The organism is Winogradskyella bathintestinalis (genome assembly GCF_030407435.1).
GTDB lineage: Bacteria > Bacteroidota > Bacteroidia > Flavobacteriales > Flavobacteriaceae > Winogradskyella > Winogradskyella bathintestinalis.
The window spans coordinates 1,101,958-1,113,977 of sequence record NZ_JASDDK010000001.1; the positions used below are offsets into that span (position 1 = coordinate 1,101,958).

The 12,020-nt window shown below is 34.7% G+C and carries 7 protein-coding genes; 5 read left to right on the forward strand and 2 right to left on the reverse strand.

Going from position 1 to position 12,020, the window contains the following annotated elements:
* Positions 1–79: 79 nt before the first annotated feature.
* A complete protein-coding gene (locus QMA06_RS04605) occupies positions 80–2,227 on the forward strand; it encodes a peptidylprolyl isomerase (RefSeq protein WP_290205675.1) in 2,148 nt (715 codons plus the stop codon).
* A gap of 155 nt (positions 2,228–2,382) precedes the next feature.
* Here QMA06_RS04605 and QMA06_RS04610 read toward each other — a convergent pair whose 3' ends face one another.
* Positions 2,383–3,318, reverse strand: coding sequence for a GYDIA family GHMP kinase (locus tag QMA06_RS04610; protein ID WP_290205676.1), 936 nt, complete (start codon positions 3,316–3,318; stop codon positions 2,383–2,385).
* A 230-nt stretch (positions 3,319–3,548) separates the two neighbouring features.
* Positions 3,549–4,922, reverse strand: coding sequence for a hydroxymethylglutaryl-CoA reductase, degradative (locus QMA06_RS04615; protein WP_290205677.1), 1,374 nt, complete (start codon positions 4,920–4,922; stop codon positions 3,549–3,551).
* Between the two features lie 93 nt (positions 4,923–5,015).
* On the opposite strand from QMA06_RS04615, the gene QMA06_RS04620 reads away from it, so the two are divergent.
* From QMA06_RS04620 to QMA06_RS04635, 4 genes are all read left to right on the forward strand, one after another.
* Positions 5,016–7,217, forward strand: a complete 2,202-nt coding sequence (locus QMA06_RS04620) for a S9 family peptidase (protein WP_290205678.1) — start codon at positions 5,016–5,018, stop codon at positions 7,215–7,217.
* A gap of 43 nt (positions 7,218–7,260) precedes the next feature.
* Entirely contained in the window at positions 7,261–9,090 is a 1,830-nt protein-coding gene (locus QMA06_RS04625) for a peptide MFS transporter (protein WP_290205679.1), read from the forward strand.
* Positions 9,091–9,166: 76 nt separating this feature from the next.
* Entirely contained in the window at positions 9,167–11,287 is a 2,121-nt protein-coding gene (locus tag QMA06_RS04630; RefSeq protein WP_290205680.1) for a peptide MFS transporter, read from the forward strand.
* Positions 11,288–11,371: 84 nt separating this feature from the next.
* Positions 11,372–11,923 (forward strand): thioredoxin family protein, encoded by a 552-nt coding sequence (locus QMA06_RS04635; protein ID WP_290205681.1) that lies wholly within the window; start codon positions 11,372–11,374, stop codon positions 11,921–11,923.
* Positions 11,924–12,020 lie beyond the last annotated feature (97 nt).

Below are 12,020 nucleotides of genomic sequence, written 5' to 3' on the forward strand. Positions count from 1 at the left end.
CTTCTACTTTTATTATTAACTAGAAAATACTATTTTCGCAGACTTATTTACACGAAAAATATACTATACAACAAAGACTATGGCAGTTTTAAATAAAATTAGACAACGCTCGCTGATATTAATATTGGTTATCGCCTTGGCGTTATTCTCATTCGTAATTGGTGATTTATTCAAAAATTCTGATGCTTTAACCGGGGGTTCACAAGATGTAGTTGCTACGATTAATGGTACCGACATTAACCGAAACGAATTTCAGCAAAAAGTAAAAAATTATCAAGATAGAGCAGGAGGGAGACAAACTTCTACGCAATCTATGAATGCAATTTACAACCAAGAGTTACGTAAAATTGTTTTGCAATCAGAAACCGATGAATTAGGTTTATCTGTTGAAAAGGACGAAATGAGAGATTTATTGAAAAATAGCTTTTCTTCATACCCTGAATTTCAAGATGCAAATGGTAATTTCGATGTTAATCGTTTAAATGCATTTATAGCGAATTTAAGAGACTTAAATGGTGAGGCGGCGCCACTGGGTAATTTTATGGTAAATTATGATAGTTGGACAAGTAACGAGCAAACTATTGCACAAAACGCCGTTCAGCAAACATATTATAATATGATTAAGGCTGGTGTGAGTGCCACAATTGCTGAAGCGGAAGATGAATATTTTGGAGATGCAAAAACAGTAGATATTCGTTATGTACAAATTCCATACACTACAATTGAAGACAACTTAGTAGAAGTTTCAAAGAGTGATATTAAAACATATATGGAAGCCCATAAAGATACTTATGAAACTGATGCAACAACGGAAGTGATTTATGTAGAATTTAAGGAAGGCGCTTCTAAAGCTGATGAAGAAAAAATTAAGGCGGATTTATTAGCTTTAAAAACAGACAAATCTGAATACAACGAAAGCAGTAAGAACACCGAAACTATTCCAGGTTTTGATTCCGCTACGGATATTGAAGAATTTGTGAATTCTAATTCAGATATTAAATACAGTGATTCTTTTTTAAGAGCTGCTGATTTGCCAGCAACGGCTAAGGACACATTACTTAACTCTAAGGTTGGCGATTATTATGGTCCATATAAAGATGGGGAATACTACAAGTTATCTAAGGTTCTTGCTTCAAAACAATTGCCAGATTCGGTTAAGGTACGTCATATTTTAATACCACACATGGGCGGTCAAAGAGCAGATGCTTCGGTAACTAAAACTCCAGAACAAGCTAAGGCAACGGCAGATAGCATTTTTAATAAAATAAAATCTGGTACTAAGTTTATGGATTTATTAGAACTTTCTTCTGATAAAGTTAGTAACGAGCAAGATGGTGAAATAGAATTTGATTACAGAGCAGGTATGGCACCAGAATTTAAGGCCTTTGCTTTTGACAATAAAAAAGGAGATATTGATGTGGTACAAACGTCTTTCGGCTACCATGTTATTGAAATATTAGAACAAAAGAGTTTTAACCAAGCGTTGAAAATTGCAACATTGGCTGATGAAATTGAACCTTCAGATGAAACACTTCAAGAGGTATTTAATAAAATGTCAAAATTTGAAATTGCAGCAAAAGATGGTGATTTTAATGCGTTGGCAGAAGAACGTGATTTAACGGTTAAGCCAATTACGTTTAAGGAATTAGATGAGAACATCCCTGGATTGGGCAGTCAGAGAGAAGTGGTACGTTGGTCTTTTGATGACGACACGGAAGTAGGGGATTTTAAGAATTTCCCAATTTCTAATTTTGGTTTTATTGTTGCCAAAGTAGTCGATAAGCGAGAAAAAGGTTTAATGACAACAGAAGATGCTTCTATTACAGCATTGCCAGAAATTAGAAAAGAGAAGAAAGCGAAAATGATTCGCGAAAAGATTACAGCAACAACAGTCGCTGATATTGCTAAGAACCAAGGACAAAGTCCAAAAACAGCAGCAGCTGTGACTTTTAACAATACCACGTTATCAGGTGCTGGTGTTGAGCCAAAAGTGGTAGGTGCAGCATTTGGTTTAGCGGAAGGTGCAACCTCTAATCCAATCGATGGTGAAAAAGGTGTTTTTGTTGTAGAGGTTACTAAAGTTAACGAAGCTACAAAATTAGATAATTATAATTCTATTATGAACAGGTTAAATACCGAACGTAGAAATACGGTACAAAACAAGGTATTTACAGCTTTAGAAAATGCGGCTGATATAGAAGACAACAGAGCAAAAACGGTTTATTAACCATATTTAAGATACATATGTACAAATGGCTTTACAGTTCCGATATTATCGGATGTAAAGCCATTTTTTTTGTTAGGATTAGCTTATAATAAGGTATAATATTGAAAGAGTGTACTTAAGCTGCGTAAGAGTGTATTATGGGTTGATATTTGTTTTTACGATTCTAAAACCATATCTACATAAGGTATAACGGTCTCAAACCCTTTTGCGTTAAAATAATCGGTGGGGTTATCTTGTGAAGCCACTAAAATAAAGTCCCCGCCCCAAGCTCCTAAACTCTTTACCGCTCCATTAAAATCAGAGAAAAGTCGTGTTTTAATTGGGTGTTGTTGAATAAGGGTTGAAATAATAGTTTCATGAGATTCCATTAAGCTTTCAAATTCTTTGAGTGATTTACATACAATCATAGATTCGGTAATACGATTAATTTGATTAATAATTTCCGAATTAATCGTTCCCAATTTTTTATAATCGGATATACCATCACGACTGTTCTGTTTTTGATTTAGATACACAAAATAGAGATGTGCCTTAAAGTTGGGTTGAAAAGCTACTGATGCTACTAAGGGTTCTTGAGGCTTTTGAAGCTGAAATGAAATCGCATGGTCATGTTGCGCACATGCAATATCGTAACCACTGCCTCCAAATGTTTTTTCTAAAAGTTGGTATGCATCTACGCTAGCCCAGTCCGCAATATTATTAATTAAGGTAGAAGAGGTGCCTAACCCCCAAAGACGATTAAAGTCTTGTTCTGTAGTAATGGAAACTCCCTGATTAGAACTTAAAAATTCAGAATTCAACATTTTGGTCGCTTTTAATATTTGAATTAGTCGGATCTTTACGTCCCTGTGAGTCTCACTTTTTATATTAGACGTTGCAATTTCATTGTAGGTAATTCGACTTTCAAACCAAACCTCACCCAATTCATTATAGCTCTTCCAACTTATAAAGTCAGTCTCATTTGGTTCAACAATTAAACGTTGGCCATATCTAGTCGGGATAGCTAGAGCTTTTGCACCATCTAAAACAGCGTATTCAGCTGTGAGTAGTAGCTTTCCGTTACTTTTGAATATTTTGGGTTGATGATTCAAACTTGTTTTTTAATTGATTAGTTGTGATTGAGTTTTCTCGAAGCATTTGTGTTTCAATGGCTGAATGTAGTCAAAGCTATATCGCATTATAATAGTATTACTGTATTAAAAGCTACCTTTTCTGATTTGCTTCAGTTCTGAATTTGTTTTATAATTAGCATCATAAAGTTTTCACAACTTAACAAGAAGATTTTTCAACCGAATAATAATAGAATTTTTATTGTATCCTTTTATTGCCTCAATTTTTTAATCTCTTCTGCAACCGCGCTATGCGTAACTACATTAGTTTTAAAATGATCAATAAGTTTTACTTTTTCGCCTTCAGTAGCTTCAAACTGGTTTAATATATTCATCAAATGCATTTTCATATGACCTTCTTGAATTCCTGTGGTAGTCAATGATTTTAATGCAGCAAAATTTTGGGCTAATCCAGCAACAGCAACGATTTTCATTAAATCCTTGGCGGTTGGTTCTCGTAGCATTACCATGGAAAATTTAACCAAAGGATGTAAATTGGTTAAACCTCCAACGGTGCCCAAAGCCAAGGGTACTTCAATCCAAAATTTAAAAATACCATGTTCAACAGTACAATGTGTTAAACTTGAGTATTGGCCTTCTTTAGCCGCGTAGGCATGAATACCGGCTTCTACTGCTCTAAAATCATTGCCTGTGGCTAATACAACAGCATCTATACCATTCATTATACCTTTGTTGTGCGTGACAGCTCTGTAGGTTTCTATTTCTGCAATGGTTACCGCTTGCTTAAATTTTTGTGCAAAAGCTTCTGGGTTTGGAATGTCCTTACTTTTTAAATCTTCAATCTTACAAGATACTTCTGCACGTACCAAACATTGGGGAACATAATTAGATAGAATACTCATAACAATGGAAATAGCTTTCTCTTCAGGATTAAAACCTTCAAATTTTAAGGCTTCATTTTTAAAGGTCATTGCAAATTGTTCTAAACACGAATTGATAAAATTCGCACCCATTGCATCTAAAGTTTCAAAAGTGGCATGAAGCTGATAATAATTCGGTAAATGTTTAGATTTATTTCGCAATTCAATGTCTAGAATGCCTCCACCTCTGCGTTTCATACTTTTAGTGATAGCAGCGGTATCGCTAAATAATTTTGGCTTTACATGTTCAAAAAATGCTGTTAACTTTTCAAAATCACCTTTATATATGAAATGAACCTGTCCGATTTTTTCTGTAGATAAGACTTCGGCTTTAAACCCACCACGCTCTAGCCAAAATTTAGCCGCTTTACTTGCGGCTGCAATAACTGAACTTTCCTCGATGGCCATGGGAATAGTATAGTAGGTGTCATTGATTAAAAAATTGGGTGCTACACCTAATGGCAGATAGTAATTTGTAATGGTGTTTTCGATAAACTCATCATGTAATTTCTGCAATTTTTCGTCCGAATTCCAATAGCTTTGAACCAGATGTCTTGCCTTATCTATATCGGTGAAATAAGTCTCTAAAATCCACTCAATCTTTTCGGTTTTTGAGAGCTTTGAAAACCCAGAAATGGTATTTGACATGTTGTTTTTTATTTTTAAAAAAACAAAGATACTAGGATTGGTATAAAATGTGTGCATTATGGATTGCAAATGCCATATTACTCTTAAAAATAGTGATTTTTTGTATAATTTTTAGTAAACTTGGCATTGCTTTATTAAAACGTAAAATTTATGAAAATTAAACAGGTTCTAGTGGCTTTCTGTTTTTTGATTACCACATCAGTTTTTTGTCAGGAAAAACAATTTACACTTCAAGAAATCTGGTCAGGACAATTTAGAACCGAAGGGATGCAAGCTCTACATTCTATGGACAACGGAAATCATTATTCTGTTTTAAATGTCGATAGACAAACTAGAACTTCAACGATAGATATTTACGATTATAAAACCTTAAAAAAGATAAATACTTTGGTGTCTTCTGCAGATATAGCTGAGATCCAGGGGTTTTTTAATTATACTTTTAGTGAAGATGAATCTAAAGTAATTCTAACAACAAAATCACAACCTGTCTTTAGACATTCTACTCTAGGCGAATATTATATCTATGACATCGCGTCAAAGAAAGTAACCAAAGTATCAGATGATTTAATACAAGAACCGACGTTGTCGCCAGATGGGACTAAGATAGCTTATGGTTTTGAAAATAACTTATACGTCAAAGATTTAAAATCTGGTAAGGTTGAACAAATTACAACAGACGGTGAAAAAAATAAAATTATCAATGGTATAACGGATTGGGTTTACGAAGAGGAATTTGCTTTTGTACGTGCTTTTGATTGGAATGCAGAGAGTAATCAAATTGCATTTGTTCGATTTGATGAAACCAAAGTGTCAGAATTTTCTATGGATGTCTATGGTTCAGATTTATACCAAACGCAACATGTGTTTAAGTATCCGAAAGCGGGCGAAGCGAATTCTAAAGTGTCATTGCATTTGTATAATGTTAATTCGAAAAATTTAACGGAAATTGAAGTTGGTAGAACTTATGAAGATTTTTACATTCCCCGATTAAAGTGGTCAAAAGAAGCTGATGTTTTAAGTGTGCATTATATGAATAGACATCAAAACGAATTAGATCTCTGGTTGATAGATACCAAAGCCATGACGTCTAAAATCGTATTAGCAGAAAAAGACAACGCTTATATCGATGTAACTGATAATTTAACGTTTTTGGAAGATAATAGTTTTATCTGGACAAGTGAAAAGGATGGCTTTAACCATATTTATCATTATTCTAAAAATGGTCAACTCATAAAACAAGTGACGGATGGAAATTGGGAAGTCACCAATTATTATGGATTTAATGAAAAGATTAACACGATCTTTTACCAGTCTACCGAAAATGGTTCTATAAATAGAGATGTTTATTCTATTAAATTAAATGGTAAAAATAAAAAGCGTCTCACAAATAAAACAGGAACAAATAGCGCAGCATTTAGTGCAGATTTCACGTATTTTATTAACACATTTTCTAGTGCAACTACCCCACAAGAATACACACTATATAATTCAAAGTCTGGTGAAATCGTAAAAGAGATAAAGGATAATAAAGCTTTGGCTAAAAAGCTAGAATCTTATGTGATTTCTGAAAAGGAATTCAGTACTATTTCTGTAAATGGCAATGATCTCAATATGTGGACGATTAAACCTAAGGATTTTGACTCAAGTAAAACATATCCCTTATTTATGTATCAATATTCGGGTCCAGGTAGTCAACAAGTAGCTAATCGCTGGAATGGCGCCAATGATTATTGGTACCAAATGTTGGCGCAACAGGGTTATATCGTCGTTTGTATTGATGGTAGAGGAACAGGTTTTAAAGGGGCCGATTTTAAAAAGGTGACTCAAAACGAATTAGGTAAATATGAGTTAGAAGACCAAATTGAAGCAGCGAAACAATTGGGGAAATTAGACTACATAGACGAAACACGAATAGGAATTTGGGGTTGGAGTTATGGAGGTTTTATGAGTAGTAATGCGTTGCTAAAAGGGAATGATGTTTTTAAAATGGCCATTGCAGTAGCTCCTGTAACGAGCTGGAGGTTTTATGATACCATATACACTGAACGTTATATGACGACACCACAAGAAAATCCAAGTGGTTATGATGAAAACTCTCCAATTAATCATGTAGATAAACTTAAAGGTGATTATTTATTGATTCACGGAACAGGAGATGATAACGTGCATGTACAAAATACCATGCGTATGGTTGAAGCTCTAATTCAAGCGGATAAACAATTTGAATGGATGCTGTATCCAGATAAAAATCACGGAATTTACGGTGGTAACACAAGAGTACATTTATACAAAAAAATGACGGATTTTATCCATAGAACTTTAGGGGATAAATTACAAATGAGCCAGAATTAGAAATCATTATACTTACAATTCAACTAACTAATTATAGAATATTATGTCAACAACAACTCAACCGATTAAGCGAAAAGAACTTTTTGGACATCCGGTAGGTCTTTTTGTTTTATTTTTTACGGAAATGTGGGAGCGTTTCTCTTATTATGGAATGCGAGGGATTTTAGTGTTATATATGGCTGCATCAGCCACGGCAATCGATCCGGGTTTAGGTTGGTCTAATAAGGATGCTATTTGGTTATACGGTTGGTACACTATGTTGGTGTATGTGGCATCCATACCAGGGGGTTGGATCGCTGATAAATTTTTGGGACAAAAGAAAACCGTTATGCTCGGTGGTTTATTACTATGTGTCGGCCATGGTGTTTTAGCCATACCGCAGTCTTGGGCTTTTTTTACGGGCTTAACTTTAATTATTTTAGGAGTTGGCGGACTTAAGCCAAACATCTCCACAATGGTTGGAGGTCTGTATAAAGAAGGAGATATAAGACGTGACAGTGGTTTTACCATTTTTTATATAGGTATTAATATTGGTGCATTTTTAGCGAGTATTACAGTGGGGTTAGTAGCCTATTATTACGGTTGGCATTATGGTTTTGGATTAGCTGGAATTGGTATGCTGGTTGGACAGGCTGTATTTATTTGGGGACAAAAATTCTTGAAAGGCGTTGGAGAATTTACAGGTGGAAGTCAGGCTTCTGAAGCGGAGCGATTAGCCTCAAAGCGTCCTTTAAGTAAAATTGAAAAAGATAGAGTTATTGTTTTGTTGATTTCATTCCTTATCGTTGTAGTATTTTGGGGAGCTTTTGAGCAAGCAGGTGGACTAATGAACCTTTATACAGATGCTAAAGTAGACAGGTATATTGGATTGAGTTGGTTAGAAGAAATTCCAGCAGCCGTTTTTCAATCTTTAAATGCGGGATATATTATAATTTTCGGAACCATGGTTGGTGGATTTTGGATATGGTGGAAAAAGAAAGGAAAAGAATCCTCTTCATTGTTCAAAATGGCAATTGGAACAATAATTATGGGCTTAGGTTATGTTTTTATGATGTTTGCTTCACAAGAAGCAAGTGCAGAAACGTTTGGTAAAGCGGCGATGATTTGGATTTTCTTAGCTTATTTATTCCATACTATTGGAGAATTATGTACCTCTCCAGTATCCTTATCATTTATTACAAAATTAGCTCCGCTAAAATATGCTTCTATTATGATGGGGGTTTATTTTGCGGCCACAGGTTTTGGTAACAAACTAGCAGGTAGCATTGGCGAAGCGTCTCAATTAGAGTCTTTTTCTGGTGAAATGATGGTAAGTAAACAAGAAGTCTTACCATTTATCTCAAAGGATTCAATGCAAGTTAAAAACCGTGAAAATAAGGTTGTTGATATTTACGATTACCCTATAAATGAAGATAAAAATTTCAGTATAAGATCTACAGTTTATCCTGAAAATGGTCAAGTAGTTTTTAAAGATTTTGAAACAGGAAAAGCATTGAATTCCTTATTTAAAATGTCGCAAGGAGAAGATTCAAATTCCAAAGAACTATTAACATCGTTAACCGAGAATAACGTAACCGCATCAGATCCATATCACGCAAAATTAGTATTCGAAAAGGATAAAGACAAAGCGCAGCTTACCGAAAATAAGGGTGATGGAAAGGATTATGGAGTATCATTTGTGTTAGAAGAAGAACAAAGTGAACAAGAATTCAACACCTTCATGTGGTTAACGGTATTTACCGTAGCTTTTGGTCTATTACTTCTTTTATTCTTGAAGAAATTGAAGAAATTAACACATGGCGCGGAAGATAACGAACACGAAATGTTAGAGCAAGAAAATTACGAACTTGCCAACCCAGATTTAAATGAATAAATACAATTAACTACAAATCCCTTATGTATAGTTTACATAAGGGTTTTTCCTCCTAACTAATGTAATATCTTATTTTATGAATACAGACATCGAAAACCTGTTTAAAGACAAAGTTTTAGGGCACCCTGCCGGACTTTTTGTATTGTTTTTTACCGAAATGTGGGAACGTTTTTCCTTTTATGGTATGCGTGTATTATTAGTGAATTTCTTGACTATGGCTGCTATTGGCTATAATCCAGGTTGGGAATGGTCTGTTGAGAATGCAGGAGCACTTTTTGGTACGTATGCAATGCTTCTTTACATCACACCGATTATTGGTGGTTGGTTGGCCGATAAATATACGGGCTATCGATGGGCAGTTATTATTGGGTCGTTGATTATGACGGCTGGTCATGCCTCCATGGCTTTAGAAACTGAATTCTCATTGTACTTTGGGCTATTTCTATTGGTTGTGGGTACCGGTTTCTTTAAACCAACGATGACCTCTATTATTTCTGATATGTACAAAAAGCACCCCGAGAAAAAAGATGGGGCCTACACCATATATTATATGGGCGTAAATGCAGGAGCCTTTTTCGGCATGATGCTATGTGGATATTTAGCGGAAAAAATTGGTTGGGCTTATGGTTTTGGACTCGCTGGAGTTTTTATGCTTTTAGGAACCATACAATTTTGGTTGGCTGGTCCTCTATTCGGAAAGATTGGAGCAAAGCCTTCTAAAGTTGATGAAGTTGAAGTGCCTCAAAACCACAAGGAGGAGAATGTAAAAATTAATAATCCCATTGAAGAAAAAGAAGAAAAACCAAACCCTTTTACAACTTTCGATAAAGTTTTAATCTTAATATCGTCTATCATTGGTCTTGGTTACGCCATTAATGACCCTATGTCTAAGATTGCTGGTGTCGATATGTTCAGTTTTCTACAAATTGGCGATTTCGAAGGACAATATACCGCTGTTCTTTTTGCACTATTACTATTTTTAATATTAGTGATAGGAAGGATTTTACGATACACCGCTGTAGTTAGAGATCGAATGATTGCGTTTATCATTTTTGCATTCTTTACGGTTTTCTTTTGGATGTCCTTTGAGCAAGGAGCATCTTCTTTAGTAATATTTGCCAGAGATAATGTAGATAGATTATTAAGCGGTAATGCGGCAACGATCTTTAATGTGGTTAATACCTTACTCACGGTCATCCCATTGCTAATTATCTCTTACGTGCTTTATATTTTATGGAAGAAGACATTTTCAAAAATACCAGGGTCAAATATTGTTTTGGTAATCTGTTTCCTGTTAATGTGGGGAATAGTAGGATGGATGCTTAACCGAGATTATAATACGGTGGCGTATGATGTTCAATATTCCGCCATCGAACAACCAGATTTAGATGAAGAAGGCAATCAAAAAATGGATAAAGATGGTAACATGCAGTTCATTTATATTCCTGTTTCAGAAAATACGGCGACCAATTCTGACCATCAAATAATTACACGAACAACGTCTATTGCAGAACCATTAACATTCGCTATGGGCGATAAATTAAACATTACACCAAAAAATAATGATGGCACCGAATTTGGATTTTTAGATGATAATCGATTAGAACTTACCAGACAAAACGGTAAAAAACTGAATAGAGATAATGGAGTGGTCGCTGCGACCATTACCAAAGTACGCGAAAATGAAGTAGAAATCACAGTATCTTGGTTTAGCATTTTAAATTCATTTTTTATCATTGTCTTCGCCTCATTCTTTTCTAAGTGGTGGGAAAGCAAATACAATCCAAGTGCAGCTACTAAATACGCCCTTGGTTTAAGTGTTATGGGTATTGGTTTCGGACTATTGGCCTTTGGTGCCTTTGGAATTGTTGAGGGTGTTAAAGTGAGTATGGTTTGGCTTATTTTAGCTTATTTATTCCATACCCTCGGGGAACTCTGTCTATCTCCTGTGGGCTTATCTTATGTAAGTAAACTAGTGCCGGGAAGAATGATTGCTCTAATGTTTGGTATGTGGTATTTGGCTATCGCTATTGGTAATAAATTAGCCGCCGTTCTCGGTGGACAGATTGAAAATATTACAAAAGAATACAGCTTGTCAACCTTCTTTTTAATTTTCACAATTGTACCAATTATTGCAGGACTTTTAATATTCTTTCTAAATCCTTTGTTGAAAAAATTAATGCACGGAGTGCGATAGTATAAACCGTTAAAAATCCTTAAAATGCTCCTAAACGGGAGCATTTTTTGTAAGTTCGGAACATTATTTGCAACAAATCTAATTATGATAAAAAAAATAACTTTAGGACTAATAGCTATTTGTGCTTTTTCATTAACCACGATAGCTCAAGAGATTAATTGGGTCACTATGGATGAAGCTTTAGAACTTCAGAAAAAGGAACCAAAAAAGATCTTTATGGACGTTTATACCAATTGGTGTGGACCCTGTAAAATGTTAGATAGAAATACATTTCAGAATGCTGATGTGGCTGCTTATGTGAATGAACACTATTACGCCGTTAAATTTAACGCAGAGGGCAATGAAAAAGTGACTTATAAAGACAATACATTTGGAAATCCAAATTACGATGCTTCAAAAGCGAATCGACGAAATAGTGCACATGAATTTTCAAAATTTTTAAAAGTAAGAGCCTATCCAACGATGGTTTTTTTCGATGAAGACGGTGGTTTTATTTCGCCTATTCAAGGTTACCAAAAGCCACAACAATTAGAATTATATTTAAAATTGTTCAAAAGTAATAAGTATAAGGATATGACTACGCAAGAACAGTTTAATGAATACTATAAGGCCTTTAAACCTACCTTTAAAGAATAATTTTGTTATCCCACAAATGCAGTAGCTATTTCTTAGTTTTTAGTGTGGCTTTGTTTTTATTTAGTTAGAAATAAGTCTTTATTTCACATCTTTCAAT

What these genes read in the sequence shown, in the direction of transcription:
- QMA06_RS04605 (WP_290205675.1), top strand. Translation starts at nt 80, where the DNA reads ATGGCAGTTTTAAATAAAATTAGACAACGCTCGCTGATATTAATATTG.
- QMA06_RS04615 (WP_290205677.1), bottom strand. Translation starts at nt 4,922, where the DNA reads ATGCACACATTTTATACCAATCCTAGTATCTTTGTTTTTTTAAAAATA.
- QMA06_RS04620 (WP_290205678.1), top strand. Translation starts at nt 5,016, where the DNA reads ATGAAAATTAAACAGGTTCTAGTGGCTTTCTGTTTTTTGATTACCACA.
- QMA06_RS04625 (WP_290205679.1), top strand. Translation starts at nt 7,261, where the DNA reads ATGTCAACAACAACTCAACCGATTAAGCGAAAAGAACTTTTTGGACAT.
- QMA06_RS04630 (WP_290205680.1), top strand. Translation starts at nt 9,167, where the DNA reads ATGAATACAGACATCGAAAACCTGTTTAAAGACAAAGTTTTAGGGCAC.
- QMA06_RS04635 (WP_290205681.1), top strand. Translation starts at nt 11,372, where the DNA reads ATGATAAAAAAAATAACTTTAGGACTAATAGCTATTTGTGCTTTTTCA.